Raw genomic sequence first — 17,138 nt, 5'->3', positions numbered from 1 at the left:
TAAATAGCCGCTCATCGGAAATACGTGCACGGGGGCACTTATGGGGGCATTTAATAATGAACTTTTAAATAAATCCATTTAAAACAATATCTTATGTATAAATCTTTAATCCCCCCGGCTCCACCACTTCATCATCTAAAGACGTCCACGGACGTCTTTTTTTGTGCCTGAAATCCAGTAAATACAGGGACTTAGACTCCATAGACATCTTTGAGAGTCCAGGAACATCTGTTAGCTCGTGTATTCCAAGTGGTATTCCAAGCGCTCACCTGCTAAGTTTTGGAATACATAAATAGCTTGGAATACACCATGGGAGCTCGAGCGGCGCACCTTTCGGACGTCAAAGTCAAGGCCGCTAAACCAAGGGAGAAGGACTACGCGTTCACTGATGGTGACGGCCTTCAGATGAGGATCAGATCCAATGGGTCGAAGCTTTGGAACTTCAATTACATCCACCCGGTGACCAAGAAACGGATCAACATGGGTTTGGGTACTTTCCCAGAGGTAGGCCTGGCTCAAGCACGGAAACGCACCGTTGGCGCCAGGGCGCTGGTTGCCCAGGGTCTCGACCCTAAGGAGAAGCGTGACACGGATCGGCAGACATTAAAGGCGACTACTGAGCACACGTTTAAAAACGTGGCCACCGCCTGGTTTGATCTCAAGAAAGACTCAGTCACCACCGCGTACGCTGAAGACATCTGGCGCTCTTTAACGCTCCACGTCTTTTCCGACCTGGCGCTGACGCCGATTTCAGCAATCACTGCGCCAGCGGTGATTAAATTGCTGAGACCTCTTGAGTCAAAAGGGAGCCTAGAGACGGTTAAGCGGCTTAGCCAGCGTCTCAACGAGATCATGACTTACGGGGTGAATGCCGGACTGATTTTTTCAAATCCGCTCAGTGGCATCCGCTCTGTCTTTAAAAAACCGAAGAAGCAGAACATGGCGGCGCTGGCGCCGGATGAGCCGAAAGAACTGATGCTAGGTCGCCAATGCCAGTATCAAAAGAACAACACGCTGCTTGATCGAGTGGCAACTCCAAACCATGACGCGTCCAGCAGAGGCCGCTACTGCTCGGTGGGCAGACATCGACCTCGAAAAGCAGATATGGACGATCCCACCGGAGCGGATGAAAAAGCGCCGCACGCATATAATCCCGCTCACGCAGCACGCGCTCGAGCTTCTGGAAGCTATCAAGCCCCTCAGTGGACACCGTGAATATGTGTTCCCCGCAGATCGAAATCCGCGCACCCATTGCAACAGCCAGACCGCCAACATGGCGCTTAAGCGGATGGGATTTGCGGGACGTCTGGTTAGCCACGGTATGCGTTCAATGGCGAGCACAATACTGAACGAGCACGGCTGGGACCCTGAGTTGATCGAGGTTGCACTCGCTCATGTCGATAAGGACGAGGTGCGTAGCGCCTATAATCGGGCTGACTATATCGAGCGCAGGCGCCCAATGATGCAGTGGTGGAGCGAACACATTCAGGAAGCAGCTACCGGAAGTCTTTCGATGTCAGCAATCATTGGTGCTGGGAATTGAGTGCTAGATATGACTTATCGTACGGCAGTAATCTTGACCATCGAGCGCCGCATGACTAAATAACATTTAGCCGTATTCCAGCACCATCATTCGCATGCTGAGTCTGAACCCCGGACGGCGTAATCACAGCGATTGCCTTACAACGATGCACTTTCCCTGAGAGACGAGCTTGAAAATCATCGAAGATTTCGTAAGAAAAGTAACTACCGTATATAAAAACGGGTCGGCTACTGAACATTCCTATCGCGCCGCTCTTGAGACACTCCTTGGTAGCTTGGAGAATGATGTCATAGCTCTTAACGAGCCTAAGCGTGTAGCGTGCGGGGCTCCCGATTTCATCATCCAGCGTGGGGATATTGTAATCGGTCATATCGAGGCGAAAGACATCGGCGTTGGATTACGTCACATGAAAGACGCCAACAAAAAGCAGCAAGAGCGCTACCGAAAAGCGTTGCCAAACCTAATCTATACCAACTGCCTAGATTGGGATTTTTATCGCAACGATGAATTAATCGCATCGATAACCATCGGCGACTATTTGATGGGGATTCAACCTCGCCCAGACCAATACCCGGTATTGGAACACCTGTTGCGCGACTTTATCACTCAGCGCTTGCAAACTATATCTTCACCGCGAGTATTGGCCGAAATGATGGCTGGCAAGGCTAGTCTCATCAAGGATGTTCTGCGCAAGGCGCTAAAAGCCGATGAAGATCTACACACTGAATTATCAGGCCAGTATAGGGCTTTCAGCGAGCATTTGATTCACGACATAACGCCCGAAGATTTTGCCGACATATACGCGGAAACGATCGCATATGGAATGTTCGCTGCTCGGCTTCATGATACTTCGCCCAACAGTTTTAGCAGACAAGAAGCCCTAGAGTTGTTACCTAAGTCCAATCCCTTTTTACGGAGCCTATTTGGTTACTTAGCAGGTCCAGATTTAGACGATCGTATTCGATGGATTATTGATGATTTAGCTGATGTATTCCAAGCTGCCAACGTGCATAAAATTATGCACGGTTTCGGTAAGCTCACGGGGCAAAGTGATCCATTCCTTCATTTTTATGAAACTTTTCTTGCTGCCTACAACCCTGCAAAGCGCAAAGCTCGGGGTGTGTGGTATACGCCCGAACCAGTCGTGAAATTCATCGTTCGGGCGGTTGATGAAGTATTACAAAATGACTTCGGCTTGCCTGATGGTCTTGCAGACACTTCCAAAGTAACAATTGATTGGGACACAGGGCAGGCAGACAAAAAAGGTAAGCACATAATAATCAAGAAAGAGGTGCATAGAGTTCAAGTTCTCGATCCCGCCACTGGCACCGGAACCTTTCTTGCTGAAGTGATAAAACACATTGCCCCAAAGATTAAAGATGTTGCCGAAGGAATGTGGTCGAGCTATATAGAGCGAGATTTGATACCACGGCTACACGGGTTCGAGCTTCTGATGGCTTCATATGCAATGTGTCATATGAAACTAGATATGATCCTAACAGAATTAGGGTATCGCCCGAGCGGTTCGCCTCCTCGTCTGGGTGTCTACTTGACCAACAGTTTGGAAGAGGGTGAACGTGACGTGCGTGACCTCTTCATGGCTCAATGGCTGACGCGTGAAGCACGGGAGGCTAATACGATTAAGCTCCAAACACCCATCATGTGCGTAATTGGCAACCCTCCTTATGCTGGCGAAAGTGCCAACAAAGGTGACTGGATAATGGGCCTGATGGATGCGTACAAAAAAGAGCCGGGAGGAAAGCAGAAGCTCCAGGAGCGTAATCCTAAATGGATTAACGACGATTACGTTAAATTCATTCGCCTCGCTGAGCACCTCATCGAGAAAAATGGAGAGGGTGTATTGGGCTTCATAACCAATCACGGCTATTTGGATAATCCAACTTTTCGTGGGATGCGCTGGCAGCTGCTCAATACATTTGACAAAATTTACGTACTTGATCTGCATGGCAACAGCAAGAAAGACGAGGTTACACCCGATGGCACTCCTGACAAGAACGTATTTGACATCCAACAGGGTGTCGCGATCCTTATTGGCGTAAAGAAACGGGCACTCCATATAGGAAAAAAACCCGCACAAGCTACTCTCGCCCGCGTATTCCACGCAGATCTTTGGGGGGACCGCGCCGGTAAGTATGAAGCGTTAATATCATCAGGTTTAACTGGCGAACTTTGGAAAGAGCTGACTCCTCCAGCCCCGCACTATGCATTAACGCGTCGAGACTATGGACAGCTAGCTATTTACGAGCAGGGATTCGCGCTGGACAAATTCATGCCGATCCACAGTAACGGAATTGTCACATCGCGGGATGCTTTAACAATTGATAAGAATAAACAAACGCTTTGGAACCGAGTGCAAGATTTTGCCGCCTTGCCAGTAGAAGAAGCCCGCGCCAAGTATGGCCTAAATAAAGACGTGCAAGACTGGAGCGTCGCATCCGCTCAAGCTGACCTGAACTCAACAATGTCGATTGAAAACATTGTACCTATCTGTTATCGACCGTTTGATATGGGATGGACTTATTACACTGGTACCTCTCGTGGGTTCCATTGCAGGCCGCGAAGTGAAGTTATGCAACATTACTCACGCGGTAAGAATCTAGGATTGCTTGCTCCTAAAGCGATCAAGGATCGTAGCTTTGCGCATGTATTCGTAACACAGTGCATTACTGAAGCTATATTTTTATCGGGAACCACTGGTTCGAATGCGATGAATTTCCCACTGTATTTGTATCCAGATGATTATGGCTTGGATAATCAGCGGCAAATTAATTTTGACTTGCCTATGTATCAGCGCCTTCAGCAAATCGCTATTGACGAAAAGTTAGGCATGCCAAACGAGGTGCAAGCTTTCGATTATATTTATGGCGTTCTGCATTGCCCTGCCTATCGCGAGGTATATGGCGAACTACTGAAAATTGACTACCCGCGCATCCCTTGGCCTGCAAGTTCTAAAGAATTTTGGGACGTGTCAAACAAAGGAACTCAACTGCGAAACTTACACTTAATGGACCCCACCGCGATTGGAGCAACACCCTACACATTCAGAGGCGAAGGTGATGCAGTGGTAGAAAAGCCTGAGTTCAGAGACGACAAAATATGGATCAGCGATAACTATTACTTTGACACTGTTCCCGAAAGCGTCTGGAACTTCTTTATAGGTGGATACAAGCCGGCTTACAAATGGCTAAAAGACCGGAAAGGCTACAAACTTAGTTTTGATGATGTGAAACACTATCAGCGCATCCTCAAAGTTCTTTCTGAGACAAGCCGAATCATGGATACGATAACCATGCATTGAAAATTCAGTGAGTAAAAACTACGAAAAGCTCGCAGCATTAGCTGCGAGTGGCTCACCAATTCAATATTGTGAATCGCCCCGGGTTTCGTAGACACCCCTTTGCCTTAAACTGAGGCCAATTAGGAGGTGCCATGAGCAACCCGCGTTACCCCGAAGAATTCAAAATCCAAGCGGTCAATCAAGTGACCGAAAAGAAGCTGCCTGTTGCTGATGTGGCAACACGTCTTGGTGTGTCGACGCATAGCCTCTATGCCTGGATAAAGCGCTATAGCAAACCTCTAGAAGAACGACAGCAAGACGATGATCAACACGCTGAACTGCGTCGTCTGCGAGCAGAACTCAAACGCGTCACTGAAGAGCGAGATATCTTAAAAAAGGCTGCCGCGTACTTTGCCAAGGAGTGCGGCTGAAGTACGCCTTTATCCAGCAGCGCGCTGGCGACTATTCGATTCGACGGCTTTGCCTGACGCTGAAAGTCCATCCCAGCGGTTATTACGCCTGGCTGTCTGAGCCGCAATCTTTACGCGCCAAAGACGACCAACGACTGCTGGCTTTGATCAAGCATTCCTGGCTGGAGAGCGGCGGTGTTTATGGCTATCGCAAAATCCATGGCGATCTGCGCGAGGTCTGTGGTCGTCATCGTGTGGCGAGGCTGATGCGTCTTGAAGGTCTGCGCTCTCAGACAGGTTATCGACGCCGCCCTGGAAAGTACGGCGGTAAGCCAGCGGTCGCCTCACCCAATTTGCTGAAGCGCCAGTTCGATGTCGTGAAACCCAACAAGGTTTGGGTCACCGACATCACCTACATTCGTACTTATGAAGGTTGGTTGTATTTGGCAGTGGTGCTGGATCTGTTTTCTCGCCAGGTCGTTGGCTGGTCAATGAAGGCGCAGATGACCAGTGATTTGGCCATTGATGCGTTATTGATGGCGGTTTGGAGGCGAAAACCGAAACAGGAGGTGATGGTTCACTCCGACCAAGGTAGCCAGTACAGCAGCTCCGATTGGCGCAGCTTTTTGAAGGCAAACAATTTGGTTGCCAGCATGAGTCGCAGAGGCAACTGCCATGACAACGCCGTGGCCGAGAGCTTTTTCCAGCTTCTGAAACGAGAACGGATCAAGCGAAAAATTTACACCACGCGGGAAGATGCTCGTAGTGATGTGTTCGATTACATCGAGATGTCCTACAACGTAAAACGCCGTCATGGTTTCAACAATCAGCTGTCACCGGTAGAGTTTGAAAAGCGTTACGCAATGAGCTTGGAAGGTGTCTAGAGAATCCGGGGGCGACTCACAAACCCTGAAAAGACCTCAGCGATTCGTTTTTCGCGAAACGGTATTCCTATTGGTATTCCAGAGAATTCTATTAGAAATTATTCTGTATATAAATCAATTATATGGGATTAAAATTCAACTTCCCCCGGCCCACCAAACGAACGAAAAAAGACGTCTATGGACGTCTTTTTTGTGCCTGAAATCCAGTAAATACGGGGAAAAATAAATCCACCTTCTTCCAGTCCCATTTTCCAGTGGGATAGAAGGCTGCTACCTATACTGTACCGATCAGGAGACCGCAAAGTACCTTGAGAGCCGACTTGCCGGTTTAACGGCTAATGGGCCCGCCGGTGGATGTCACTACCCAGGGTTCAGCCTCACAAAAAAACCGTAGGCTGAACACAGTAGAAAACTAAGACTCGATTACCCATCGCCCGCGCAACATGCCTTTCAGCTCATCAACGCTCAGCGTCATATCCCGCTTGCGATGGACCACGGCGTGACAGTTGGCGCACAACGTAACGAGGTCAGTCTCGGGATTCACGGCTTTCTCACCACCAAAGTGCGAAATCGGCACTATATGGTGAACGTGAATGAACCCCTTCGCGTGCTCGCCGTACGCCTGTTCGAAATCAAAGCCACATGCCTTGCAGTCAAGCCCGTGGATAGCAATGGCCTTCACCCTCAGATCTTTCCGACGTTCGTAACGGGTTCCGAAGTAACTTGATTTGCTGCCTTCATTGGCCGACTCAAAGATCAATGGATCGCCTTCTGAATTTGGCGCGACCTGGTCAGCCTGGAAAGACAGGAGCTTCGCATGACTTAGGATTGCATCGTAATCCAGTTGGGAAATGGACCGAACCCCGTCACGCCAATAGTTGTTCACGCGAGTAACGGGGATCGTCTCCAGGTACGCTCCGTTAATTTTCGAGGGGATAGCGCCTTCAAACGGAGTGAAGTTTTCGATCAAAGCAAAAAGGTCACCCTTATCACTCTTCCGGTCTGCGTAGACCTTGCCGATGCGTGCCATACCAAAATAATGCGGATCGGTGCTGAGGCGGACAGAAGCAAAGGTTTTGTCCTTGATGCGTCCTTTGTAATAGATCACTTCGGTTCCTTCAGCAAGCCAGGCTTGGTACCGCTTGGGGAAGTGATAGACAGCACCGGTCTCGTCTTGCCATTGCGATGTGTCGTTTTCAACGATGACTGCGGGCATTCCATTTCCTCTCGACTGATGGCAAAAGCCTACCAAAAATGAGGAAACCTCTTACAAAATATTCCTACTCAACTTTTTAAGATTCTTATTCTTTATATAAATTAATAAGATGAGAAAGCTTTTCAGCTTCCCCTGGCATCAATAAAAAAGACGCCCAAGGACGTCTTTTTTTGTACTTGGCATTCCATCAACCACGATGCTAGTGTCGCCCCATGACTATCTATTGCCTCACCTCAACAACCACCACCACGACCGCTTCAAGCGGAGCGTGCGAGGTTTCGTGAGCCACTAGCAAACGAATTTCAAAGGCCCGCCAGCGATGGACAGGGCCTTTTTTATGCCCTTGTGTTGCTGGTTCACACGCAAGGAGATGCACCTATGTACGCCCTGTTGATACTGGATATCCAAGTCGGACTCATCCACGGCCCGGAGAAACCCTGGCGCTGCGACGAACTGTTGGAAACGCTGAATACCCTGATGGACAAGGCACGCAGCGCAGGCGCGCCGATTTTTCTCGCACGACATATCGGCCCTGCTGGCTCGCCAATCGAATCGGGCAGCCCGCTTACGCTGGTTGCAGAGGAGCTGAAGTTGCTGGGTGGGGAAGTGGTGTTCGAAAAACGCCGGCCCAGTGCTTTTGCGATGACCGAACTGGCTGACAGTTTGCGCGCTTGCGGCGCTACAGGCGTGGTGGTCACTGGGATGAAAACGCAATACTGCATCGACAGTACCTGCCGTGCCGCACGTGACCTTGGCTTCGATGCGGTGCTTATCACCGACGGTCATACCTGTTCCGACACGCCCTTGATGAAAGCCGAGGCCATCGTGGCTCATCACAATGCCACGCTCAACGGGCCGTTCTGCCAGATGGTTCAGGCTGCGGACTGGAGCTTTTAACAGAGCCTGAAGATGGGGGAGGTCAACAGGGCTGGGCTTCGGAATTTTCCCGCAAGATACCGCGCTGTTGATGAACTAGCGCACTCCAACCAACAAGCCTAGCCTTCCCCTGTCGCTGCAAAATCAGCGACCGGGTTTAGCAGCTCGGTTAATATCAAGGCCTGCAAAGCCACCATCCGTTCGAGCGATGCTTTCAGCATCCGCTGGTTCGTGTCATGGCGGCTGTGCGTGGGGCACTTTCGGGTGCGCCGGGTTCCTTGATTCCTGGTCTGCTAACCCGCGTACGGTCGCCACCCTTTTCGTTTAGCAGCGATGTCTGGCGACTCCACCAATCAAGGAGTTTCAGCCATGAAAAAGATCACCCCCAATCCCCCAACCACCCTCTTCATCCTCGCCGACGACATCCACCCCGAAACCCTGCTAATCCAAGCCAGCGAAACCCTCGCTTCCCTCAACGCGATGACCACCGACCTGGCTTTCGAACTTGAAGGCGCACACCGCCACAAGTTGCTGGCTGCTCAGCAATTGATCGTTCTGGGTGAGCTACTGGTAGAACGAGTCTTGAACACCCAGCCATTCACTACCCATCCGCCACAACCCTAAAACACGAAAACGGGCGAGCTGCCTCAGCGCATCTCGCCCGCTGGCATCCCCTCACACTTCCCATTACCCTGACGGCCTTTATCAGACAACCGGAAGTCAGATACTCGTGCTCAAGCCCTTTGCCGTCATCACCCTCGCCTTCATCCCTTCACTCGCCACCGCTGCCGAGCTGGACGGGGTCTGGCAAGGCACCTTGGGCAAATCCGCTATCACCGTCTGTTTCAACGGCGCCGACGGGGAGCGTGGCAGTTATTACTACCAGCGCATCCGTACCCCGATTCAGCTGACCCAGGCCAACGACAACGCCCCTTGGGTAGAGGAAGGAAACACCGGTTTCTGGGCCCTGCAAAAACCTCAGGGCGATACCCTTTCTGGTGCCTGGAGCAAAACCGATGGCGGCACGCCGCTGCCACTGGCTTTACGCCGCATTGGCACGGACGGCTGCGGCAGCGATGCCTATAACGCGCCCATGGAAGCCGCGCCGCTGCCGATCAAGACCGAGAAGAAGACTTTCCACAACCATCCCTACCTGCTCAAGACCCAAGGCCCCCGCGTCACGCTCAAGCTGGAGGGAGACAGCTTAGCGGTGCAGAAGATCAACCAGCAACTCGCCGCTCTGGCCGTCAATGACGAAGATCTAACCGACTATTTTTATGAGCGGCGTGAATACCTGGGTCGAAACGGCTCGGTCTATACCAGTGAGATCGAGGTTGAGCCCGCCTATTGGTCATCGCAATTTCTCACTGTGCGGTTCTACCGCTGGGCCGCAGGCCAAGGCGCCATGGGCATCAGTTGGGGCCTGCACTCCTGGAACCTGCAAACCGGTGAATCGGTTGACCCATGGACCTGGCTCGGCGGCCATCAGCAATGGTATGACGCCTATTCCGGCCACTTGAAGCTGCCGGCCGCCTTCAGTACCTGGCTGGCCAAGCAAACCACCACCGACGAGGGCTGCCCCGCGATCACCGATTACTCCAACTTTCACCTCAGCTTCAACACCCAGGGCCTGCAACTCTCGACACCTGCCAATGGTGACGGCTGCGACAACGACTTGGTCTTCACCTGGGAGCAGTTGGAGCCGGTGCTGACCGCACAAGGCAAAGCGGCAGTGCCCAGCTTGAAACTGCCTTGATCCGCCGGAGAAAAACCCCACGGCCGTTCACCAAAGGTTAAGAATCGCGCTCGTATACTCCCTGACTACCCATGACCGGTCGCCCGATCGGTCTCATGCCCCGGTAACCAGATTCCATGACGCGCCCCGCTCCCCTGCTGCTCCTGCTTGCTGGTCTGTTGTTCTTCTTCGCCCTTGGCAACCACGAGCTGCAAGGCTCCACCGAGGCCCGGGTGTCCGGGATCGCCATGGCGATGCACTTGGACAATGACTGGGTGGTGCCGCGCTTGTTTCGCGAACCCTTCCTGGAAAAACCGCCCCTGAGCCTGTGGCTGGATGCCGCTGCGATTCGCTTGTTCGGCGCCAGCACCGGGGCGGTGCGTCTGGCGTCGGCGTTTGCCGGGTTGTTCAGCGTGATGCTGTTGTACGGGATGCTGCGTCGCTTCGGGCGGCCGCAGACGCTGGCGTTCAGTGCCGCGTTGATTCTGGCGACCATGGCCAGTTACTGGGGCAATGTGCGGGGGGTGGGTGAGGATTCGTTGCTCAGCCTCGGTGTGACCATGGCATTGCTGGGGTTCTACCAGGCTGTGCGGCCCGAGCGCGACGGCTCCAGTGTGTGGGCGTGGGCGTTGTTTACCGCTGGCATGGTCATCGCCACGCTGAGCAAGGGGGTGTTGGGCCTGGCGCTGCCGGGGATCGTGATCTTTGTGTACCTGCTCAGTACCAGTCTGATGGATAAACGCCTGCGCATCGGCGACTGGCTCAAGCCGGCACTGTTCACGCTGCTGGCCTTGGTGCCGTTGCTGATCTGGCTGGGGTTTCTGTTTCAGCGCGGTGGGATGCAGGCGGTGGGCGAGGTGTTGTGGACCAATAGCGTCGGGCGCTTCAGCGGCTCGTTTGTCGAAGCCGGGCATTACGAACCTTTCTACTATTACCTCGCGAAACTGCCCGAGGCCTTCCTGCCCTGGAATATTCTGGTGTACCTGGGCCTGTGGCATTTCCGCAAAAGCCTGGTGCGCAACCGCTATCGCCTGTTTTTCAGCGTGTGGCTGGTGGCGCAGTTCACCCTGCTGACCCTGGCTTCCAGCAAACGCACGGTGTATTTGATGGCGCTGACGCCAGCTGCGGCGGTGTTGGCCGCCGAATATGCGCGGGTGCTCTTGGAGTGGGCCAAAGACCACAAGCCGACGCTGTACCGCTACCACCGCCAGATCATCGGCGGGGTTTTCACCCTGGCCATCGCCTGCTACCTGAGCGCAGCGTTCTGGTTTGCACCAAAAGCCGATGTGCGCCACTCCTTCGTGCCGGTGATCAGCCAGGTCCAGACCCTGCAAGACGAAGGCCGAACGGTGGCGATGTTCCAGCCCAACGAACGAATCGCCGGCGCCAGCGTGTTCTATCTGCAGGCCTACTTGCCGATCCTGCAGACCGAAGCCGAACTGCGCGCCTTCCTCACCGCCAAGCCCGGTAACGTTGCGCTGACGGACCACACCGACCGACTGAAAGAGCCGGTCACGGTGATCAAGCAAATGGCGATCAACCGCCAGCCTTACTACTTCGTCAAGCAGTAAGGCCGGCGCGGGGCATCAGTGCTTGGTGAGCTTGTCCAGGTAGCCCATGGCGAACGCCGAGACCACGAAGGTCATGTGAATGATCACGTACCACATCAGGTGTTGCGGATCGACGTTCTTGGCGTCCATGAAGATGCGCAGCAGGTGGATGGAGGAAATCGCCACGATGGAAGCCGCCACTTTCATCTTCAGCGACGAAGAGTCCATGGTGCCCAGCCAGTTGAGCTTTTCCTTGTTTTCATCGATATCCAGCTGCGAGACGAAGTTCTCGTAGCCGGAAATCATCACCATCACCAGCAAGCCGCCAACCAGGGCCATGTCGATCAACGACAGCAGCAGCAGGATCACTTCCGCTTCCAACATGGTGAAGATGTTGGGAATCACGTGAATGATTTCCTGGAAGAATTTCAGCGCCAGGATCAGCAAGCCCAGGGACAGCCCCAGGTAGATCGGCGCCAGCAGCCAACGCGAGGCGTACATCGTATTTTCGATAAAGCGTTCCATTGAATCTCACACAGCTTGGCTAAAAATGGCGCCGAGTATACCAGCCGCCACCCGGCCCCTGTCACCGCGAGAAAACTGACCCAAGTGGCATCTGTAAAAGAATTTTTCTGCTAGTGTCGAGGCCATTAACTCGGCTCGATGATGTCGGACAGGAAAACTCAGATGATGGATGTGCGATCCCCTTTGGCCACTCTCGGCCTGTGTGCGGCGTTGCTGATGGCCAGCGGCTGCTCCCCCAAAGAAGAGCAGAAGCAGGCGACCCTCGAAGAGAAAACCGCGAAGTTCGAACAGTCCCTGGACACCATCCAGGACCCCAAGCTGCGCGATGCCATCGCGGATCTGGGCGGCTCGCTGCTGTTACTGGAACGTGCGCGCCTCAAGCTCGCCACCAAGCCCATCGAGGCCGAGTACGGCGAAGACACCCTGGCCTTGCTCAAGCACTACCCCACGCCCCAGGCCTTGGTGGATACCTATATCAATGGCCTGTTCGTGCTGCGCAAAAGCTCTCATTCGGACTATCTGACGGATTTGCAGCCGGTCTTCCCGTTCAATTTCAACGCCCCTGACCAGTTCCCCTTCCCCCATGGCCTGGAATGGCAGTCGGTGACACTGAGCAACAACAAAGTCATTCCCTTCCAGCCGGAATGGTCGGAAACCGACCCGGGCATCCAATTGAGCCCCAGCAGCTCCAACCTCACCAACCCCGATGACCTGACGGTGACCTACCCGTTTATCGAAGGCATCGAGACCGAAAACAAGAGCCAGCCGCAGCCCGTCAGCCTCAAGGGCGCAGTTGAAGTGATCACACCGGGCAAGGTGCTGACCTTCAACCTGACGAAACAAGACGTGGGCCATAAACGCACCGACGGCAACATCACCCTCAACCTGCTGACGCTGGAAAAGAACTACGCCGAGATCGAACTGACCAACAGCGCCCCCCTGGCCGCAGACGTGGGCGACGAATCACCGAACCCTTTGCTGGTGCAAGCGCGGGACACTACCGGGCAATTTCTGACCCGCTCGGGCTCGATCAACGAGAGTGCCGCGCAAGTGGCGTTCTACGAGAAGCAACTGGCTGAAATGCACAAGCAAAAAGCCTGGTCCGACGCCTTCGAGAAACAGCTCACCGATGAGCAAAAAGCCTTCGAACACAAGCAAACCAGCCATTACGCCAAGGTGTATTTCAACGGGCTGATCGACAACCTGCAGGTCAATGTCCTGGATTTCTCCCAGGCCACGGTTACCCACAAAGACCTGGATCTGCCGGTATTACGCTTCGACAGGAACAGCCTGCAAACCACGGTGCAGGCCCTGCCGATGCCGGTCACGGTGTATGACGACGACGCCGCCAGCTGGCTCAAAGATGCCTCGATGACCGAGGACCAACTCAAAAGCAGCGTGACCATCAGCCAATCGACCGAAGACGCCAGCGCCGCGAAAATCATCTTTGACCACCCTTTCACCTTCAACGACGACCTGGTCGGCGCCGAGCGTAACAACAGTGATGCGCCTATCACCTTCTTCACCGCCGATGACAAGGGCGAGCGCGGCGAGCCCATCGAGCTGCCGACCGAGGCTTTCGAGCTGAACGCAGTAAACGGCACACTGACTTACGACCTTAATCTGTTCCCGGAGACCCCGGCGTTTGTGGTGGGCTCGGTGCCGCTGTTCCTGGCAACTATCGAGAAAGCCGTGATTGATGTCGCCAAGCTGCCCAAGGGCCTGTCGCTGAAGGACAACGCGCTGATCGTCGATCAAAAGGACTTCCCCTCCGACAGCTGGCGCTTCTACGCCAAGGACGCCAGCGGCAATTACCTCAAGGAAATCCTCAATGTCAGCCACCGCGCCGAGGAGTACGGCACCGCGCTGTTCGACGTGCATTACTTCTACGGCCAGCCGACTACGCTGGAGAGTTACCAGCGCACCGACCTGAGCACCGTGCAGTACGGCTTCGAGGTCAAGCTGGACAAACCAGAGAGCAAATAGCCGGCGCTAAAGGGCCAACTGCTCCTGGCCGCCATTGAGTTGGCGCAGATGGGCTTGCAGGTGCAGGCACCAGATCTGCGGCTCGTCCATTTGCTCGTAGCCATGCAAGGTCAGGCTATCAACGATGGTGCCCAGCATTCTTTCGGCCACGAAGGGACCATGGAACGGCCCTTGGGATTTGATGGTGGAAGGCTGCTCGCCCGACATCCCGGCGGCAAACAATAGCGTCCACATGCCGTTATCCCCGGCGAGGGGGCGAATGGAGCATTCAATACGGGTGACCAGGCCCAGGCACTGGCGGGTAAGGCAAAGGTTGCGCGACATGGCGGCGCCCCTCGGTAGATCGGTGTTCAGCCCCAGCGCAAGGCTAGGCTGTTTCTATCCTGCGACTCCTGTGGATATCCCTGACTCTGAGAATAGAAGAAAAACACCACAAACCAAGGTTGTAGGGACCAACGGGCGTCGGTCCCCGAGAATGGAGTCAATTTTGTGGCACGCTAAACGTCCCTAAAGACATCACGGACCAGTGTGGGAGCTGGCTTGCCTGCGATGACGGACTCATAGCCAACCTCTCAGTTGGCTGATACACCGCTATCGCAGGCAAGCCAGCTCCCACCTTAACCGAGTGATGACAGCAATCAGCTTGGCTTGGCTTCTGCCAACGCCTGCTGCGCCAGCTCTTTCTCCGCCTCCTTCAGATCTTCCTCGCTGATCATCTCGGCAATCGCGCGCAAACGCTCCACCACCCGCGCATTCACGGTGCCTTCCGGAAATTGCCCCTCGGCGTCCGGCTCACCGGCATCCTCGCCCACCAACAGGCTCAGCGCCTCATCGGCCTGGCGTACCGCATAGATGTGGAATTGCCCGGCGCGCACGGCCTGCAGCACCTTCTCGTCGAGCATCAACGTCGCGACGTTGGCCTGAGGGATGATCGCACCCTGCTCACCGGTCAGCCCGCGTGCTTCGCAGAGGCGGAAGAAGCCTTCGATCTTCTCGTTGACCCCGCCCACCGCCTGCACTTCACCAAACTGGTTGATCGAGCCGGTGATGGCAAAGCACTGCTTGAGTGGCGTCTTCGACAAGGCCGAAATCAAGGTGCACGCCTCGCCCAGGGAGGCACTGTCGCCGTCCACATAACCGTAGGACTGCTCCAGGGCGATACTCGCAGAGATCGCCAGCGGGAATTCCTGGGCATAACGGCTGCCCAGGTAACCGGTGAGGATCATCACGCCCTTGGAGTGAATCGGCTGACCGAGGTTGACTTCACGCTCGATGTCGACAATACCGCTGCCCCCTGGGTACACCGTGGCGGAAATCCGCGCCGGTACGCCGAATGCCGAGTCGCCGACCTCCAGCACCGTCAGGCCGTTGCACTTGCCCACAGCGGCGCCGGCGGTGTCGATCAGGATGACGCCGGCGAGCATGTCGTCGAGAATCCGCGCCGACACGCGGCCGGTACGCGTGGCCTTGGCCTTGAGGGCGCGCTCGATATGCCCGGCATCGGTCATTTCGTCGCCGGCCAGGTGGCGAATGAAGTCCGCCTCGCTGACCAACTGGAACAGGTCGCCAATACGCGCCGACAAGCGGCCCTGATGTTCCGCCAGGCGTGCGCTGTAAGTCGCCAGGCGCGCGACCGCATCCGAGGTCAGCGGCGCCATGCCTTCTTCCGAAGTACGAGTTTTGAGCAACTGGGCGAACTGCTCCAGGCTCTCGTCGACCATCGGGATGTCTTCGTCGAAGTCCACCAGTACGCGGAACATCTCCTGGAAGTCCGGGTCGGCGTCTTGCAGCGCGTAATACAACTGGCGCGAGCCGATGATGATCACCTTCACCTGCAAGGGGATCATTTGCGGGTTGAGGGTCACGGTGGCCAGGCGGCCCAGTTCGCCCAGGGGCGACTCCATCTTCAGCTTGCGCGATTGCAGGGAACGCTTGAGGGCATCCCATACAAACGGCTCGCTGAGCATTTTTTCGGCTTCCAGAATCAGGAAGCCGCCATTGGCGCGGTGCAAGGCGCCCGGACGCAACTGACGATAGGTGGTGTAAAGCGCGCCCTGGTCGGTGCTGTATTCGATACGGCCGAACAGGTTGTCGTAGGTCGGGTGCGGTTCAAACACCACTGGCGCACCACCGTTGACCGGGTGACCCACCACCAGGCTCGGGCAGTACTGCTCTTCAAGCAGCTTGCGCGCCTGGGCGTCGGTCTTGGCGTCGTCCACCAGTTGCTCGACCACGGTTTTAAGCAGGTACACCTGCATCGCTTGCAGATAGCCGCAAACGCCGGCGTTTTCCGCATACTTTTCCGACAACGGTGCCAGCAACGGCTGCAGGGCCAGGGTGATGGTTTCTTCGTTGAACTGGCGCAGCTGGTTGTTGGACTCGCGCTTCCACTGCGGCAGGCTGGCCAACTCTTCGTTGAGGCGCTCTTCCAGCTCGGAAATATCGTTGTGGAAACGCTCGCGATCGGCTTCCGGCAGTTGCGAAAACTCGGCTTCGTCCAGCGCCTTGCCGTCGAGCATCGGCGTAAAGGCGATGTTGGAGCTGTCGCGGTACAACGCCACGTCCTTTTCCAGGGCCAGGCGTTCGATCACATCCAGCGCCTTGTCGTAGCGCTGGTTGAAGGCCCGGTCGATGGCGCTTTTGCGCTGTTGATAAGTGGGGTGTTCAAACACTGCCGGAAAGGTGGCCACCAGGTTGTCGACCAACCCGTTGATATCGGCGATAAACGCCGCGGCGCCGCCCCCTGGCAATTCCAGGGCGCGGGGCTCGCGTGGCTCATCGAAATTATTCACATAGACCCAGTCCGCCGGGGTCTGCAGGCGTTTGCCTTCGGCTTTGAGGTAGCGTTTGACGAACGAAAAGCGGCCGGTGCCGGGCTCGCCCATCACAAACACGTTGTAACCGGGGCGTGGCATGGCCACGCCGAACTGCAAGGCTTCAACCGCACGTTCCTGGCCAAGCACACCGCGAAAGGGCTCCAAATCATTGGTGGTCGAGAAGCTGAACTGTTCAGCGGAGAAAGGGCGAGTCAGCGCTTCGGGCGCTAGACGCAAGCTGGCAGCAACAGGATCAGGCATCGGGCTTCCTTACATCAGGCGGGGCAGATGGGGGCATT

At 54.9% G+C, this 17,138-nt stretch carries 11 protein-coding genes and 1 pseudogene; 8 read left to right on the top strand and 4 right to left on the bottom strand.

The annotated features are described in order from the left end of the window. Positions 1-309 precede the first annotated feature (309 nt). The 3 genes and pseudogenes from JH25_RS0127275 (at position 310) to JH25_RS08665 (ending at position 6,135) form a co-directional block, all read left to right on the top strand. A pseudogene (locus JH25_RS0127275) lies at positions 310-1,543 on the top strand (integrase domain-containing protein). Positions 1,544-1,712: 169 nt separating this feature from the next. Further along, positions 1,713-4,862, top strand: a complete 3,150-nt coding sequence (locus tag JH25_RS08655) for a type ISP restriction/modification enzyme (RefSeq protein ID WP_081883322.1) — start codon at positions 1,713-1,715, stop codon at positions 4,860-4,862. A gap of 131 nt (positions 4,863-4,993) precedes the next feature. Continuing rightward, a protein-coding gene (locus JH25_RS08665) for an IS3 family transposase (RefSeq protein WP_164699530.1) occupies positions 4,994-6,135 on the top strand; the annotation gives its coding sequence in 2 pieces (ribosomal slippage) (positions 4,994-5,243 and positions 5,243-6,135; 1,143 coding nt in all). A 412-nt stretch (positions 6,136-6,547) separates the two neighbouring features. Here JH25_RS08665 and JH25_RS08670 read toward each other — a convergent pair. Then, positions 6,548-7,351 carry an HNH endonuclease gene (locus JH25_RS08670; RefSeq protein WP_032879418.1) on the bottom strand — a complete coding sequence of 268 codons (804 nt, stop codon included), beginning with the start codon at positions 7,349-7,351 and terminating at the stop codon, positions 6,548-6,550. A 378-nt stretch (positions 7,352-7,729) separates the two neighbouring features. Here JH25_RS08670 and JH25_RS08675 point away from each other — a divergent pair, with 378 nt between their 5' ends. From JH25_RS08675 to JH25_RS08690, 4 genes are all read left to right on the top strand, one after another. After that, positions 7,730-8,248: an isochorismatase family protein gene (locus JH25_RS08675; RefSeq protein ID WP_032879417.1), complete on the top strand. Its 519-nt coding sequence runs from the start codon at positions 7,730-7,732 to the stop codon at positions 8,246-8,248. Positions 8,249-8,596: 348 nt separating this feature from the next. Beyond that, on the top strand, positions 8,597-8,851 hold the full coding sequence (locus tag JH25_RS08680; RefSeq protein WP_032879416.1) for a DUF6124 family protein: 255 nt from the start codon (positions 8,597-8,599) through the stop codon (positions 8,849-8,851). A gap of 106 nt (positions 8,852-8,957) precedes the next feature. Next, complete coding sequence (locus JH25_RS08685; protein ID WP_032879415.1) at positions 8,958-9,983, top strand: hypothetical protein; 1,026 nt, start codon at positions 8,958-8,960, stop codon at positions 9,981-9,983. Between the two features lie 116 nt (positions 9,984-10,099). Beyond that, positions 10,100-11,533, top strand: coding sequence for an ArnT family glycosyltransferase (locus tag JH25_RS08690; RefSeq protein WP_032879414.1), 1,434 nt, complete (start codon positions 10,100-10,102; stop codon positions 11,531-11,533). A gap of 15 nt (positions 11,534-11,548) precedes the next feature. Here JH25_RS08690 and JH25_RS08695 read toward each other — a convergent pair whose 3' ends face one another. After that, complete coding sequence (locus tag JH25_RS08695; RefSeq protein ID WP_005791582.1) at positions 11,549-12,037, bottom strand: TIGR00645 family protein; 489 nt, start codon at positions 12,035-12,037, stop codon at positions 11,549-11,551. Between the two features lie 162 nt (positions 12,038-12,199). On the opposite strand from JH25_RS08695, the gene JH25_RS08700 reads away from it, so the two are divergent. Next, the gene (locus tag JH25_RS08700; RefSeq protein ID WP_081883321.1) at positions 12,200-14,023 is read left to right on the top strand and encodes a hypothetical protein; all 1,824 of its coding nucleotides are present in this window, start codon (positions 12,200-12,202) and stop codon (positions 14,021-14,023) included. Positions 14,024-14,029: 6 nt separating this feature from the next. Here the strand turns inward: JH25_RS08700 and JH25_RS08705 are convergent, their stop codons facing one another. Then, positions 14,030-14,347, bottom strand: coding sequence for a PA4575 family protein (locus tag JH25_RS08705; RefSeq protein WP_005791586.1), 318 nt, complete (start codon positions 14,345-14,347; stop codon positions 14,030-14,032). A 314-nt stretch (positions 14,348-14,661) separates the two neighbouring features. Next, positions 14,662-17,100: a Lon protease family protein gene (locus JH25_RS08710; protein ID WP_032879413.1), complete on the bottom strand. Its 2,439-nt coding sequence runs from the start codon at positions 17,098-17,100 to the stop codon at positions 14,662-14,664. Positions 17,101-17,138: the final 38 nt, after the last annotated feature.

The organism is Pseudomonas sp. BRG-100, from assembly GCF_000737955.1.
GTDB lineage: Bacteria > Pseudomonadota > Gammaproteobacteria > Pseudomonadales > Pseudomonadaceae > Aquipseudomonas > Aquipseudomonas synxantha_A.
The sequence above is the reverse complement of the archived record's forward strand: the minus strand, read 5'-3'. Positions and strand labels throughout refer to the sequence as shown.